This is a genomic window from Gelatiniphilus marinus (genome assembly GCF_042684345.1).
Taxonomy (GTDB): Bacteria; Bacteroidota; Bacteroidia; order Flavobacteriales; family Flavobacteriaceae; genus Gelatiniphilus; species Gelatiniphilus marinus.
In genome coordinates, this window is sequence record NZ_JBHULK010000006.1 from 17,016 (window position 1) to 32,431 (window position 15,416).

General features: G+C 35.1%; 15 protein-coding genes. 4 read left to right on the top strand and 11 right to left on the bottom strand.

The genetic code is table 11. From position 1 onward, the window contains the following. Positions 1–141: 141 nt before the first annotated feature. Positions 142–849 carry a UMP kinase gene (pyrH, locus tag ACFSQS_RS13035; protein ID WP_388019699.1) on the bottom strand — a complete coding sequence of 236 codons (708 nt, stop codon included), beginning with the start codon at positions 847–849 and terminating at the stop codon, positions 142–144. 157 nt (positions 850–1,006) lie between these two features. Between pyrH and ACFSQS_RS13040 the strand changes: the two genes are divergently transcribed. Together ACFSQS_RS13040 and ACFSQS_RS13045 are read left to right on the top strand one after the other, a co-directional pair. Beyond that, a complete protein-coding gene (locus tag ACFSQS_RS13040) occupies positions 1,007–2,407 on the top strand; it encodes a S1C family serine protease (protein ID WP_388019702.1) in 1,401 nt (466 codons plus the stop codon). A 262-nt stretch (positions 2,408–2,669) separates the two neighbouring features. Beyond that, positions 2,670–2,912, top strand: coding sequence for a hypothetical protein (locus tag ACFSQS_RS13045; protein ID WP_388020170.1), 243 nt, complete (start codon positions 2,670–2,672; stop codon positions 2,910–2,912). Positions 2,913–3,165: 253 nt separating this feature from the next. On the opposite strand, the gene tsf is transcribed toward ACFSQS_RS13045, so the two are convergent. The 5 genes from tsf to ACFSQS_RS13070 all read right to left on the bottom strand — a co-directional run bounded on the left by tsf (position 3,166) and on the right by ACFSQS_RS13070 (position 7,502). Next, positions 3,166–4,140, bottom strand: a complete 975-nt coding sequence (tsf, locus tag ACFSQS_RS13050; RefSeq protein ID WP_388019705.1) for a translation elongation factor Ts — start codon at positions 4,138–4,140, stop codon at positions 3,166–3,168. A gap of 85 nt (positions 4,141–4,225) precedes the next feature. Further along, positions 4,226–5,008 carry a 30S ribosomal protein S2 gene (gene rpsB, locus ACFSQS_RS13055; RefSeq protein WP_388019708.1) on the bottom strand — a complete coding sequence of 261 codons (783 nt, stop codon included), beginning with the start codon at positions 5,006–5,008 and terminating at the stop codon, positions 4,226–4,228. Between the two features lie 229 nt (positions 5,009–5,237). Continuing rightward, a complete protein-coding gene (gene rpsI, locus ACFSQS_RS13060; protein WP_388019711.1) occupies positions 5,238–5,624 on the bottom strand; it encodes a 30S ribosomal protein S9 in 387 nt (128 codons plus the stop codon). Then, positions 5,624–6,079 (bottom strand): 50S ribosomal protein L13, encoded by a 456-nt coding sequence (gene rplM, locus ACFSQS_RS13065; protein ID WP_388019714.1) that lies wholly within the window; start codon positions 6,077–6,079, stop codon positions 5,624–5,626. The genes rpsI and rplM overlap by 1 nt, the downstream gene beginning before the upstream one ends. Before the next feature lie 214 nt (positions 6,080–6,293). Beyond that, positions 6,294–7,502 (bottom strand): hypothetical protein, encoded by a 1,209-nt coding sequence (locus ACFSQS_RS13070; protein WP_388019717.1) that lies wholly within the window; start codon positions 7,500–7,502, stop codon positions 6,294–6,296. 351 nt (positions 7,503–7,853) lie between these two features. Here ACFSQS_RS13070 and ACFSQS_RS13075 point away from each other — a divergent pair, with 351 nt between their 5' ends. Continuing rightward, a complete protein-coding gene (locus ACFSQS_RS13075) occupies positions 7,854–8,912 on the top strand; it encodes a hypothetical protein (RefSeq protein WP_388019720.1) in 1,059 nt (352 codons plus the stop codon). A 2-nt stretch (positions 8,913–8,914) separates the two neighbouring features. Then, positions 8,915–10,525 carry a toll/interleukin-1 receptor domain-containing protein gene (locus ACFSQS_RS13080; protein ID WP_388019723.1) on the top strand — a complete coding sequence of 537 codons (1,611 nt, stop codon included), beginning with the start codon at positions 8,915–8,917 and terminating at the stop codon, positions 10,523–10,525. A gap of 181 nt (positions 10,526–10,706) precedes the next feature. Here the strand turns inward: ACFSQS_RS13080 and ACFSQS_RS13085 are convergent, their stop codons facing one another. The 5 genes from ACFSQS_RS13085 to ACFSQS_RS13105 form a co-directional block, all read right to left on the bottom strand. Further along, positions 10,707–11,066 carry a YraN family protein gene (locus ACFSQS_RS13085; protein ID WP_388019726.1) on the bottom strand — a complete coding sequence of 120 codons (360 nt, stop codon included), beginning with the start codon at positions 11,064–11,066 and terminating at the stop codon, positions 10,707–10,709. Positions 11,067–11,269: 203 nt separating this feature from the next. Beyond that, positions 11,270–12,430, bottom strand: coding sequence for a metal ABC transporter permease (locus tag ACFSQS_RS13090; RefSeq protein ID WP_388020173.1), 1,161 nt, complete (start codon positions 12,428–12,430; stop codon positions 11,270–11,272). Continuing rightward, positions 12,423–13,544, bottom strand: coding sequence for a metal ABC transporter permease (locus tag ACFSQS_RS13095; RefSeq protein WP_388019729.1), 1,122 nt, complete (start codon positions 13,542–13,544; stop codon positions 12,423–12,425). The genes ACFSQS_RS13090 and ACFSQS_RS13095 overlap by 8 nt, the downstream gene beginning before the upstream one ends. A 110-nt stretch (positions 13,545–13,654) precedes the next feature. Next, positions 13,655–14,392, bottom strand: a complete 738-nt coding sequence (locus ACFSQS_RS13100; protein ID WP_388019732.1) for a metal ABC transporter ATP-binding protein — start codon at positions 14,390–14,392, stop codon at positions 13,655–13,657. Between the two features lie 115 nt (positions 14,393–14,507). Continuing rightward, complete coding sequence (locus ACFSQS_RS13105; RefSeq protein WP_388019735.1) at positions 14,508–15,413, bottom strand: metal ABC transporter solute-binding protein, Zn/Mn family; 906 nt, start codon at positions 15,411–15,413, stop codon at positions 14,508–14,510. Positions 15,414–15,416 lie beyond the last annotated feature (3 nt).

The following is a 15,416-nucleotide window of genomic DNA, read 5'->3' on the forward strand; positions in this document are numbered from 1 at the left end:
TTATAATATTGTTTCCTTAGACTTCCTTTTTATTCATTAAATAATATTTTTTATGATAATGAATTGATGAATCTTCTATTTAAAGGGAATGACAATTTATTTGAAACTTTAAGGCAATACCTTAAAGTTATATTTTAATAATTAAATATTCACTTCTGTTCCTATTTTCTCGCCGGTAACAACCTTCATTAAATTTCCTCTGGTATTCATATCGAAAACTATTATTGGCAGTTTGTTTTCTTGGCTTAATGTAAAAGCGGTAGTGTCCATAACTTTCAGTCCTTTTCTTAAAACATCATCAAATGTAATATTATCAAACTTTATAGCCGATGTGTCTTTCTCAGGGTCGGTGTTATAAATGCCATCAACTCTTGTGCCTTTTAAAATCACGTCGGCCTCAACCTCAATAGCTCTTAAAACTGCAGCAGAATCGGTTGTAAAATATGGGTTTCCTGTGCCGCCGCCAAAAATAACTACGCGCCCTTTTTTAAGATGGCTCATGGCTTTTCTACGTATAAACGGTTCTGCAACTTCGTTTATTTTTATAGCGGTTTGCAAGCGTGTTTTTACACCAGCATCTTCTAAAGCGTTTTGTAACGCTAAACCATTTATTACTGTTGCGAGCATGCCCATGTGGTCGCCCTGTACTCTGTCCATACCATTTACCGCACCTGCTACACCTCTAAAAATATTACCGCCGCCAATAACAATGGCCACTTCAATGCCTTTTTCTGTAACGGCTTTAATATCTTGGGCATATTCTGCTAATCGTTCTGGATCTATACCGTATTGCCGGTCGCCCATTAAGGCTTCGCCAGATAGTTTGAGGAGTATTCTTTTGTATTTCACTTGTCGTTTTTATTTGATAAGATTTCCGCGTAAGCGAAAACTAAAGTTTAGCAAAACTAAACAAAATTTAGGATTTAATGAATTTTAAATAAAATACTAAATTTTGAAATGCAAATATAATTTCGTTTTTTTATAATTGATTAACCTCCGTTGAAATATGAAAGTAAAATTTTTAGTTATATGCGCTTGTGCCTTAGTTTTAACATCTTGTAAACAAAAAGAATTAGACACAAAGCTTATAGCGTCTAAATATTATAAAGGTGTTGTAAAAGTTTTGCTTTTTGATTCTGAGCTAGAAAAAGCAAAACCTGGTAAAGGTTATCTAGGTAGGGGCTCTGGTTTTATTGTTACAGATGATGGCTATATATTTACCAACAGGCATGTAGTGGAAAAATGCGTTAAGGGTTATATTGATTATGATTATTATAATTCTAACAAGAAAAAATCGTCTAAAGTAGCTCTATATTCTGATGCCATTGTAAATAATAAAAATTTAATTAAAGCTTACAGGGTAGGCTACACCACACCAATAATTCAGGTTTTTAATAGTAATAACGAAACAGACTACACCTTGTATAGGGCAGAAGTTATAGCTATTGGAGAAGGTGCTTATGATGGGGCGTTACTTAAAATAGTAAGTGATTTTGACGGTAAGCCCATAAAAGAAAAATTTACAACCGTACCCATTGGTAATTCTGATAATGTGTCGCAAGGCGAACAATTGTGCGTTTTTGGTTTTCCGCAGCAAATTAAAGGATCGGCAAGTGTTATGTTTAAAGACATGAGTACCTTAAGCATTGGTATTATGAGCGGTTTGGATTATAATTTTAACGCAGACTATGGGTATTTGAAAACCGATGCCGAAATACACCCAGGTAATAGTGGCGGCCCTGTATTTAATGAAGAAAACAAGGTAATTGGCATAGCAACGGCCTATGGAAAAGCCACTGGCATTGGTTTGGTAGGAGGCATAAACGGTATGTATTATATTTCTGCAATTGATAGTAAAGCGCACTCTAAACTTATAGAAAAAGGGCTTACCCTACCCAAAAGGTCGGCATCAATAAACACAACCCGCGGCACTAAGCAACCCATTAAAACCGTGGCTCAGATTAATGCCTTGGTTGAGGCCAGAAAACCCAAAAAGATAACCTATAAGATTCCAACAAAAAAAAACAATGTAGATTATTATAAAAATTCCAAGGTCTTTTTTGCAAACGTTTCAACAAAACAGAATAACAATAAAAAGCCTAGTGTGTCTCAAAGGCATACCAAGTTTTCTATGGATCCGAAAAACAAAGGCGGAAAAATATGGGTTTATATAGATAATTATATTACACCATTAAATACAGACCAAATTAAAGTGTATATTGATAAAATGTCTGCTAACGGAACTTACAAAAAATATAAAAATCTAGTTTACAATGTATCGAAAACCTCATATTACACCTATTTTTCTTATGATTTTTATGAAGCTGGAAAATATAAAATTTATGCCTATTCAAAAGAAAACAAATATATAAACAGTAATGTTGTTGAGCTCTATTTTAAAAAATAAATTGAAATGAATAATAAGAGGTTGTCTAAAAAAGGCAGTCTCTTTTTTTATGATTTAGATTTATAAAAAAGTGTTTCTTTTTGTATCTTAAAAGTATGAAAAGCAATGTCATTCATAGCCATAGCGAAGAATCTCAATTTATTTTAATACTTTCATTCTATGAAAACAAAAGGCAGCCATAATTATTACGTTTATATCCCACCTAACCAACAAAAACAAAACGGTTTTATATACAGGTGTAACTAACAATTTGAAAGACCGATTGTATTTTCATAAAAACCCATTACCGTTTTCAAAAACGTTTACTGCTAAATATAAATGTTTTTATTTGTTGAATTACGAACATTTTTTAGAAATTGAAGATGCTATAGCAAGGGAGAAACAAATAAAAGGGAAAAGTAGGTTAAAGAAAGAGAAGGTAATTTCAAAGGTTAATCCTGAATGGCTTTTTTTGAATGATAGTATTTGTTTTATAGATTCTTCGGTCGTTCCTTCCTCTGAATGATAAAGTGTGCCTATTTCTGTATGATAAAATAACTTTCCAATCGTTAAACGAAACGCAAAATGTCATTCAGAGCATTCCGATAATTATCGGAGTCGAAGAATCTATAATTGAAGTGAGGAATGGAGCGTTCTAGATTCTTCAGTCGTTCCTCCTTCTGAGTGACAAACGAGCGAAAAAAAAACCACTACAATCATAGAGAAAATAGTGGTTTTCAATTTTATATCGAGGTTCCTGGTTTTCGCAGGAATTAGAATTACCCTAAAGCAACACGTTTAAATCCAGCAATTTCAACATCGCCAAAAGAAGAAACGTATTCTGCAACGGTTTTCTTTTCGTCTTTAATAAACTTTTGATCTAGTAAGCATTGTTCTTGATCTAAAGTGGTGTTATCAGAAATAAAACGCTCCATTTTACCAGGTAAAATTCTGTCCCAGATTTGTTCGGGTTTGCCTTCTGCCTTTAGTTCTGCTTTTGCTGCTTCTTCAGCTTCAGCTAAAACTTCGGGTGTTAATTGTGCCATTGAGATGTATTTTGGTACATTTTTTAAGGTTTTACCTAAACGCCCTAATTCAATATTGTCTTTTTCAATAACAGCAATTCTAGCTTCAGTTTCTGATGCAATAAATGCGGGGTCAAAATCTTTATAAGATAATGTGGTGGCACCCATAGATGCTACTTGCATGGCAATATCTTTAGCTAATACGTCTGCGTTTTCAACTTTAGTAGTTAAACCAACCAAAGCCCCAATTTTATTGATGTGTACGTAAGTACCAACATAGGCAGCTTCTAATTTTTCAAAAGCTTTAATATCTAGTTTTTCACCAATAACACCAGTTTGCTCAACTAATTTATCGGCAACCGTCATACCATCAAAATCGGCTGCTAAGAAAGATTCTTTGGAGTCGTGATTTAAAGCAATATCGGCCAATTGGTTTGCCAGTGCTAAAAAGTTTTCGTTTTTACCAACAAAATCAGTTTCGCATCCTAAAACAATGGCAACGCCTTGTGTGTGGTCTGCGTTTATTTTAGAAACGGCAGCACCTTCAGAAGAGTCTCTATCAGCTCTTTTCTCAGCTACTTTTTGCCCTTTTTTGCGAAGCACTTCAATGGCTTTGTCAAAATCGCCTTCGGCTTCAACTAAAGCTTTTTTGCAGTCCATCATGCCTGCGCCAGTTGCTTGTCTTAATTTGTTTACTTCTTGTGCTGTTATTTTTACTGTGGTACTCATAGTTATTATAATTTAAAAAAGCCGTTCAATATGTTTTCTGTGGAGAAAAAAATTAAACGACTTAATTATGTTTTATTAATGTTGTTTATTCTTCTTCTTCGGCTGTAGCCTTTTTAGCTGGAGCAGCTTTAGCCTTAGCTTTAGGAGTGTCTTCTTTAGTTGAAGCCGCGGCTTCTTTTTCAGCTTTACGTTCGGCTAAACCACCTGCAATTGCAGAAGCCACATGAGAAAGCACTTTATATATCGATTTAGAAGCGTCATCATTTGCTGGTATTACATAATCAACTTGACGTGGATCAGAATTGGTGTCAACCATTGCAAAAATTGGAATGTTTAATTTTTGAGCTTCTTTAATCGCGATGTGCTCACGTTTAATATCTACAACAAATAAAGCTCCTGGTAAACGTGTCATGTCGCTAATAGATCCTAGGTTTTTTTCTAACTTAGCTCTTAAACGATCTACTTGTAAACGTTCTTTTTTAGATAATGTTAAGAAGGTGCCGTCTTTCTTCATTCTATCAATAGAGGCCATTTTTTTAACGGCTTTTCTAATGGTAACAAAGTTGGTTAACATACCACCTGGCCATCTTTCAGTGATGTAGGGCATGTTGATTTCGCTGGCTTTTTCAGCTACAATATCTTTAGCTTGTTTTTTTGTTGCAACGAATAAAATCTTACGGCCTGAGTTTGCAATTTTAGCTAATGCTGCACCTGCTTCGTCAATTTTAGCCGCTGTTTTATAAAGGTTTATAATATGGATGCCGTTGCGCTCCATATATACGTAAGGCGCCATGTTTGGATCCCACTTACGTGTAAGGTGACCGAAGTGTACACCTGCTTCAAGTAATTCTTTTACTTCTACTGCCATTTTGTAATAGTTTACGTTCTGTTGAATTAGCAATGTTCCATTTGGCTTTTAGCTTTTAGCTGCTGGCTTTTGGCTTCATTTAGATGCTAAACTAAATCCTGTTTTTTACAACTAGGACAACAATAACTGTTTTTTTATACTGAACTTGTTTCAGTATCTTTTTAATAATTTGTTTTGAATATGATTTGAGGAACTGATAAACAGATTCCCAACCAAGTTGCCAATAAAATTAACGTTTCGAGAATTGGAATTTTTTACGCGCTTTCTTCTGTCCGAATTTTTTACGCTCTACCATTCTTGGGTCTCTAGTTAACAAACCTTCTGGTTTTAAGATTAATCTGTTCTCTGCATCAAGTTCGCACATAGCGCGAGAGATTGCTAAACGAACAGCTTCTGCTTGCCCTGTAATACCTCCTCCAAATACATTTACTGTAATATCAAAGTTGGCGTCATTGTTAGTCATAACTAAAGGTTGTTTTACTTTGTACTGTAAAGTAGCGGTAGTAAAATAATTAGTTAAGTCTTTTTTATTGATTGTAATGTTACCTTTTCCTGGGGCAACATAGGCGCGCGCAACAGCCGTTTTTCTACGGCCAATTTTGTGAATTACATCCATTATTTGAATTCGTTTAAGTTAATTGCTTTTGGTTTTTGAGCTTCGTGTTTGTGCTCTGAACCAACAACAACGGTTAGATTACGGAATAATGCTGCACCTAATTTGTTTTTAGGCAGCATCCCTTTTACTGATTTTTCTACTACTCTTGCAGGGTCTTTCCCGTACAGTTCGTTAGCAGTTAAACTTTTCTGACCTCCTGGGTAACCGGTGTGACGAACATAGGTTTTGTCGTTCCATTTGTTACCAGATAACGTGATTTTTTCAGCATTGATAACAATTACATTATCTCCGCAATCTACGTGAGGTGTGAAGTTTGGCTTGTGCTTACCTCTTAAAAGTTTTGCAACTTTAGATGATAAACGACCAAGCGCCTGACCTTCAGCATCAACCAAAACCCACTCTTTGTTTACAGTAGCTTTGTTTGCTGAAATCGTTTTGTAGCTTAATGTGTCCACACTTTAAATTTTTTCTAATTAAACATTCCTCTCTTAAAAAAGAGTTTGCAAATTTACGATTATATATTTGATTACCAAATAGTGAAGTGAGATTATTTTAGATTAATAATTATGGGTTTGTACCGATTGGGATATGCAAACAAAAAGCCTAATTAGACCTCTTTTTTAATAAGATAGACCAAATAGGCTAAATATTGGTTTTATATAATTTTCGCTAAGGTTTAGTTGGCTCTACAAATTTAAGATTTATGCCCACTGAAAACAAAAAATTTCTATCGGTAAAATAACTGGGTTGGGTGTAATTATTACCGTATTCGTTTAGTAATTTACTGGTTACAAAATTAACCTCACTGTTAAATGGCAGTTTGCCATTGGTTAATCTGTTTAGTGGCAGTTTAGCTCCAAAGCCCCAAGTAAAGCCTTTTTTATTATCGGTAACCCATGTGCCGCCGCCAGATTTAGGGCCATTGGGTCGTTTTTCGTTATAATAACCCATTCTTATAGCTATTAGATCCATAAACCAAGCTTCGGCACCAATACCAATAGCGGTGTTGTTTTTGTGGTCAGGATTTACAGAGTTTTTCTTTGATCCTTTCATTAAATCTTTATACTGTAAGTGCAACGATAAATCTACGGTGTTTGGTGCACCTTCAAAAAACCCTTTGTTTTGAGTAAAACCAACATTAAAAGGTAAGCTTGCATGGTACGATGTGCCAAGGGTTAAATAGGTTGGTAAATCTCTGTAATGTAAAAAATTTTGATAGCGTTGTTCAATTTGGTTTTTCATTAGTAGGTTTACAAAACTGCCTGCAAATCTTATTTTTTGGTTGCTTACGTTTTCAGCTTTTATCCAATTCACTTCTTTGTCATATACAGCTCCAAAAGACAAAATAAATTCTGAATTTGTTACCGTATTATTAACAAATTTCTCGACCAAATAATTACCCGATAATCCTAAATTCAAGTTAGGAATAACCTCAAAAGCCCCTACCAAGGTATATGCCGATTGACTTCTACGTTTTACGTTTTCACTAAACCCACCTATTATGGTGGTCCATGGCGAATTTTTTTCGTCGAACCAATTTAAGGTACTTGCGCCAACAATTAATTTTTCGTTAACACGATAGGAGACTCCAAGAAAAGGGTATTTGCCGCCTTTATAAACTTGGTTTCCGGATGCATAATTTATATGAACAGCAATTTTTTCGTCAGTTAGTCCAACGGTTGCTGGATTATAAAATGCATTTTCAATACCTTCTAAGGTAATGGTTGTTAAGCCCATGCCTGTAGCTCTGGTGCTTGAGGGTTGCCCGTTGAACACACCGCGATAATGGGTAGGTATGTAGTAAGAGGTTTGTGCACTAACTGTTTGGGTAAATACCGCAAAAAAAACGAGAGCACTGATTTTGATATTTTTTTTCATAATTAATAACGATTGATTAGTTGTATGTACATCGTATTAAAAAAAAAATGTCATCATTAAATTAAAATGCCTGCAACCAATTATCGTTAATTTCCAAATCGACATCAAACGCGACTTTTCATTTATAGGTGTTTTTCATTTCAGTGTTAAACTTTGTATATATTGAAATATTGATGTTTATCCTTAACATTACAAAAAAATAATGTATCTTTAAAGAGTAACCAACAAGAACTTCTTATGAACCCAATACAAATTAAGAAGCCCCTCCATTGTTGCCTACAATATTTTATTATTATATATATTACTTTATTTTGTTCCTCTTTTGTATCTGCACAATTTAATATTGCTGGGATGCAAAATAATGGGCAAATGGTTAATGTAGCTAAATTGTCAATACACGAACCTAACAAGCCTCCTTATACACAAACCATTCAGTATAATCCAACTAAACAATATCAGTTTGGAACAACAATCACAACTTTTGGCACTGCTGTATCAACAATGTACAAAGGCCAAAGGCAAATAATTCACCCAAATTCATCCTTAAAATTAATCAAGGAAAAATATGGGATAAAGGCTCAAACCGTTAAAGGAACAGTAGATCATATATTAAAGAATGTAAAACAAAATGTTGGGTTTTATAAAGCGGGCAATGGCTATACCTGGGGGCATGCAGATGGCACTCAGTTTAGAGTTCAAGCTGCTGGACAAAGTAAGGCTGTAAATATTCAAACAGCAGAGGGTCGAGTTGTTATTATCGATCAAGTTCCTGTTATAATAAACCAAAACGCAACAACAAACATAGGCGGAAAAAAAGTTGGATCTCAATTAAATACCACAGTTAGAACTACAAATACTGCTGGTGATTCTTACTCGACTCATCAAAAAAGGGATACAATTTTTTATAAAACTTACGAGCAAGCCATTGATGCTTTTAAGAAAGACACCTATAATAAAGAACAGAGCGGAAATGCCTACTTTGAAGAGCTGGCAGAAAACTATAGCCTAATAGGAGAGCTATATATGGAAATTGGCCAGTTTGAAAAAGCCATTATACCTTTAGGCAAAGCTGTTGAGTATATGGCAATGTCTGACCCTGAAGATATATACATACTCGATACGTCGCTGTATTTAAGTGAAGCCATGATAAGCACAAATATTACTGAGTACCAAAATATAGGGAATACCTTAGCGATCGATATTATAAATATCCTTATTCCTGAGCTAAATGAATATATAAGCGAATATAAATATGCAATTCAATATAATGATGAGGATTGGGCATGGGATATCTGCTACGATTTAGTTGATATTAATGAATATTTAGGTTGGGCTTATGAGCTGTTAAAGAATTTCAAAAAATCTGACTTTTATTACGATTGGGCAGACGAATACGATAGCAGGTTATAAGTATGGAAACACTAACTCTTAAACGTTTTGCAATATATCTCATTACGTTTTTTACTTTATTAATTGTTGCATTAACAATAACTAAATTCTGGAAAGATTGGGATTACGCATTTTATAAAAAGGTATATATGAATGAGAGCGATGCTGCTTCAAAGCTCTCTTCTCGTATTGCGGTTGTAAATATTGAAAAACCAAATCTAGACAGTAAAAATGAATCTTTAAAACAGTTTCGGAAAAAAATCATCTCTTTTCTCAATACAGTTCAACACCATAACACAACCAATCAAGAAAGTCCAACGGCTGTTATTTTAGACATTTCATTTTCTAATGATACAATTCAACTTAAAGAACTAAAAGAAGCAATTAAAAAAGTAAGAGCCAAACGTATTGATGTATATGCTGTTTATAGCCTCAGAAATTATTATGCTCAAGACTCTATTTTTGAGACTAATGATTTTAAGCAGGCTAAAACCCTGTATGATAGTGATAGTATTTTAGTTGGAGGAAGGCTTCACGCTGGTTTTGTAGCAGATAAAGAGTTAATTCATTACCCATCAGATTTATTTTTAAAAACCGCATTTGGAGATACGTTAAAAATAGAATCTATCATAAAGCGTATTGCTTTAAACGACGATTCAAATAGTTTTCCAAATGAATTCGAAAACCTTGCGGTGCCTCTAGGCCCAATTGAAGCTATAGAAAAACAGCGCTATGATTTTGTTGCACCAGATGAAAGCTCGAAATCTATTGGCAGCTTTAATGTTCCTTTAAAGATGCACAAGAAGTATGTAATTGCAGGAGATCTTAAAAATGATTTTCAGAAAGATATTTCAATGCCTAGAACTTATTTTTTGGCTTGGGCTCTAAACGAAAAAATAATCGATGTTAAAATAGCTAAACAACCAATAACAAATTTGGCCATTATTTTAGGACAAACATTGTTTTTTAGTTTATTTACCGTATTCGTTTTTGCATTGCTATTTAAATACATAAAACGGCTGCAAACCAAACCCAAAACCCTTGCGGTAATTTCATTTTTAATTAGCGCAATTTTCTTTGCCACATACGGGCTTCTGGTATTTGCTTTTAATAAAGTTATCCCTATTGGTATGACCTTAATGGGTATGGCTGTTGCAGCATTTTTAACATGGCGCTATGCACTTAAATTTCTGGTTATGGGAATTATTGAAGGCGGAGGCGTTTATGATGTGTTTATAAGTTATTCGCACAATGATTACGATTGGGTAAAAAAAAATCTTTACTTACCACTATCAGAATTTAAAAAAGAAGACGGAAATAAACTAAAAATATTTTTTGATGAAAAGAGTATTGGCATTGGCGAACAATTTACAATTAAATATATGAAGGGCATTGCAGACTCTAAAGTTATTATTCCCGTAATATCTAAAAGTTACAATGTTAAAAACCATTGCCAAAATGAATTAAACATTGCCATTAAAAGATCGGTTGAAAAGTTAATGATAATGACCCCAATAACATTTGATTTTGCCGACGTACCAGAAATTCTAACCCATATTTTGGTACTAGATGTTAATCAAAACAAGAATTATTTAGAAAGCATAAAAACAGAATTAAACAAAACTTTAAAATAGAATTTTTTATTACCGTGAGTGCAATATATATTATCCCTTTTTTGTAGTACATCAATATTCGATTCGGGTGGGTATAAGCCATCAGCCAATAAACCAGATATCTGATTTGGCAATAAAAAAAATCTACAATATCAGTACGTTTGGCAATGATGCTAACTTTTTTTAAAACAACCTCGGCAAATTAAAAATGATAAAAAGCATTCTCTAAATGCTCAATACCAAAACCCTTCTTTTCTTTAACAATGGCAATAATATCAAAACGCACCTCAACATCTAAGTCGTTTGCGGTAACATACGCATCAACAGCTTTCACAAGGCGTTGTATTTGTTTGGGTTTAACAAAATCCTGCGGATTTCCAAAATCGGTGGTCGAACGTGTTTTTACTTCAATAACGGCAAGAATGTCTTTTTTTTGGGCAATAATATCCACTTCGGCTTTATCAAAAAAATAGTTGCGCTCAATAATACCGTATCCGTTTTCCAACAAAAAATCTACTGCCAGTTGTTCGCCTTTTTTACCAAGCTCGTTGTGTTGTGCCATGTTGCTAAAATAAATATATTAAATGAAATTACTGCACCTTTAAGAAGGAGGCACGACTAAAGCATCTTTTTTAACGAGTTTTATATTTAATCTATGGGGTTTTAGGTGTTTCGCTACGCTCATCGCGAGCAAGCATGACCAAGCAATCTTTCAAATAAAAGAACCAGTAAAACCAAGATATGTTTCGCAGCGTTCTGCATGCCTTAGCCCCTAAACAAAAAGAAATCGTCCTTCATGTGTTCAATTTTTGCATCTTCGTTGGTTATAATATAATCGATGGCCTGCGAGGTAAAATAGTCGCCTTTTTCGGTTAGCGATACAATATTTTTTTCAATTAAAATCATATTATTTTTCAAAGCCAATTCTAGCACCGTTTTAGCCCTCACTTTTTGCCAATTAATATGTTCGTTTAAATGGTTTACATGGCGTTCTTCTTCTTCATAATGGTTTTTTAAGTGTAGTAAAAACGTTAATAAAGAAACTTCTATGCGTTGCTGCTTTTCTCTGTAAAGCACCGCAATAACACCTTTGCTTGGGGCAAATAAATACACGATTAAAAACAGTAAACCCAAAACAGTTGTTATCGAGCCGGCAATGGAGGCATCGAGCCCATGCGCAAACCAATATCCAGAAAGGGCGCTAAAAACCCCAAATGCTATGGCCAGGGCGAGCATTTTCTTTAAATTGGTTGTTAAAAGGTATGCGGTTGCTGCCGGGGCAATCATAAGCGCCACGACCAAAATAGCACCAACAGCATCAAAAGCACCAACAATGGTTACCGAGGAAACCGACATGAGACCGTAATGAACAATAGCCGGCGAAAAACCAAGCGATGCCGCCAAACCAGCATCAAAGGTGCTTAGCTTCAACTCTTTAAAAAATGCCAACAGCAAAAGCACTGTAATTATTAAAATACTGCCAATAACCCACAACGATTTTGGTCCAAGATCGACACCAGAAATAAGCAATCTATCAAATGGCGCAAAAGCCAATTCACCCAATAAAACGGCATCGACATCTAAATGAATATCATTGGCGTTTTTGGCAATCATTATTACTCCAATACTAAACAAAGCAGGAAATACTAAACCAATTGCCGTATCTTCTTTTACCAATCCTGTTTTTTGAATATACTCTACCAAAACAACCGTAATAATTCCTGTTAAGGCAGCAAGCAATATGAGTAATGGCGAGTTGAGGTCTTGTGTGATAAAAAAACCAACAACAATACCTGGTAATATGGAATGACTAATGGCATCGCTTATCATTGCCATTTTTCTGAGCACTAAAAATGTACCCGGAATAGCGCAAGCCACGGCCACTAAACTGGCAATTAATTGTATTTCTATTTGAGCACTATTCACTGGCTTGTTGATTGTAAAGATTTGAGGCTGTTTTAAAGCCATACTCCGTTAGGCTCCACATGTTCCCATCAAGTTTTACGTAATTCTTTTTTACTAATTTTTGAAGTGTTCCTTTGGTATATCCCTGAAAATTATTCAATATTTTAATAGCATGCGGATGCGAAATATTCTCGTGCGTTTCAGCAATATGATACATGAAGGCCAAGGTTTTATGAAGCTGTAAATCGCGTCTGTTTTTAATAAAACGGATCTGTTTAAACAACAAACCGCGGCTTGGAGAAAACACAAACGAAAATACCACAAAAACCGCAGCAACCAAAACAATAACGGGTCCGGTCGATAAGTTGTTTTGGCTCGCGCTAATGGCTGTACCAAACACCCCTGAAAACGCACCGAAAACCGCAGCAAGAAAAACCATGGTACCCAAACTGTTTGTCCACTGTCTTGCGGCGGCGGCGGGCGCCAACAACATGGCACTCATTAAAACCACTCCAACGGTTTGCAAACCTAAAACAATGGCCAAAACAATAAAAGAGGTAATTAAAACATCAATAAACTTAGTGTTGAAACCTAGGGTTTTTGTGTAATCGGCATCAAACAAAAGTATTTTAAATTCTTTCCAAAAAAGCAGTAACACTATTATACAAACACCTGTAACCAATGCCATGAGCCAAACATCGCTTTCAACCAATGTGGCGGCTTGTCCGAATAAATATTTATCCAATCCCGCTTGATTGGCATTGGGCTGTTTTTGTATGTATGTAAGCAATAGCATGCCAAACCCAAAGAATAGAGACAGGATTAAACCCAAGGCCGTATCGGATTTTAAATGGGTTTTGGTAATAATTCCACGAATCCAAAACGTTCCAATTAGACCGCTTACCAAAGCCCCTAAAAGCAATACGTTGGTATCTTTTGTGCCAGTAATTAAAAAAGCAATAGCAATGCCTGGTAATGCCGCATGAGATATGGCGTCGCCCAAAAGACTTTGTTTACGTAACACTGCAAAACTACCCAGCATACCTGTTACAGCACCTAAAATAGCTGTTCCGAGTGTGATGGTTCTTAGAGTGTAATCACTAAATACTAAAGAAAAATAGTCTTGTAAATTCATTTTTGTCATTCCTGCGAAGCAGAAACTAATTTAGTTAATTTTTTTTTTGAAACTATTTCTGCTCATTTTGCATTGATGTAAAATCCTGATAATAAGATTGTTAACTTGTTTTATTCTTGAATACTTACTTTATAGTTTATACCGTAAGTCTTTGTCAAATTATCATCGTTAAAAATATCTTTAACGGGGCCTGTGGCAATTTTTTTTACGTTTAAAAAGGTTACCCAATCAAAATATTCGGGTACGGTTTGCAAATCGTGATGCACAACAATAACTGTTTTTCCCGCTTTTCGCAACTCTTTTAAAATGTTGATAATAGCAATTTCGGTGGTGGCATCTACACCTTGAAACGGCTCGTCCATAAAGTATATTGAAGCATTTTGCACCAATGCTCTTGCCAAAAATATACGTTGTTGTTGGCCACCGGAAAGCTGACTTATCTGCCTATTTTTAAAAGCCAGCATGCCTACTTTTTCTAAAGCTTCGAGTGCTGCCTTTTTTTCTTTTTGCTTAGGGCGTTTTATCCACCCCAAACTACCATAAGTTCCCATCATTACAACATCTAACGCCGTGGTTGGAAAATCCCAATCTACACTTCCTTTTTGGGGTACGTAAGCGACCAATTTGCGTTGCTCGTCGTAAGGCTTTCCGTAAATACTAATGCTTCCGGCAATGGGCTTTAAAATGCCCAAAATTGCTTTTATGAGCGTTGATTTTCCTGCACCATTGGGCCCAACAATAGCCATAAGCACACCTTCGGGGATTTCTAAATCGATATCCCAAAGTACGGGTTTGTAGTTGTACGCAACGGTTAAATCGTCTATTTGTACTGCGATGTTTTGTTTCATCTTTTATTTTTATTTGTCATTGTGAGGAGGGAAACGACGTGAAAATCTGTTCAATTTTGGGTTATAATTTAACAGATTTTCACGTCGCACTTTTGGTGCTCCTCAGAATGACGTTTCATTTCAACGCATTAACAATCGTGTTCACATTATACTCGAACATACCAATATAAGTCCCTTCAACCGTTCCTGCATTTCCTAAAGCATCAGAGTATAAGGTGCCTCCAATTTTTACCTCATGCCCTTTCGAATTTACTGCGGCTTGCAAGGCTTCGATTGTGCGCCTTGGCACAGAGCTTTCAACAAAAATAGCTTTTACATTATTATCTATAATGAAGGCTGCCAGTTTTTGTACATCCTGCACACCCGCTTCGGTTGCCGTAGATAAACCTTGCAAGCCAACCACTTGAAAACCGTAACTTTTTCCGAAATAATTAAAGGCATCATGTGCGGTTACCAATATTCTTTTTTCATTTGGAAGTGTTTCAATCAAGCTTATAACTTTATTTTGAAGTTCCTCTAATTTCTTCAAATATTGTGTTTTATTTTCAGTATAATTAACTGAATTTTTTGGGTCTTTTTCAGATAAAACCGCGGTTACTTTTTTTACGAATTGCTTATAGTATTCAATATTAAACCACACATGCGGATCGAAATTAGACCCAAAATATTCAGAACCTATTAAGGTGCTTTTATCAATCTCTTCAGCTAAAGCAATAGGCGATTTGCTTTTCATTTTTTCAAAAACATCAACTAATTTACCTTCAAGGTGCAATCCGTTGTAAAAAATAATATCGGCATTTACGAGTTTGGTAACATCGCCTTCGCTGGCTTTATAAAGGTGCGGATCTACACCGCTACCCATTAAACCTTCAATATTAATATAATCTCCGCCAATATTTTTTACCAAATCGGTAATCATGGTTGTTGTGGTAACAATGTTGAGTTTGCTGTTGTCTTTTTTGTCGGTTTTACAACTAATAGTGGTTGCTAAAACCAACAGTATAAGTAAATTTTTTATCATGTT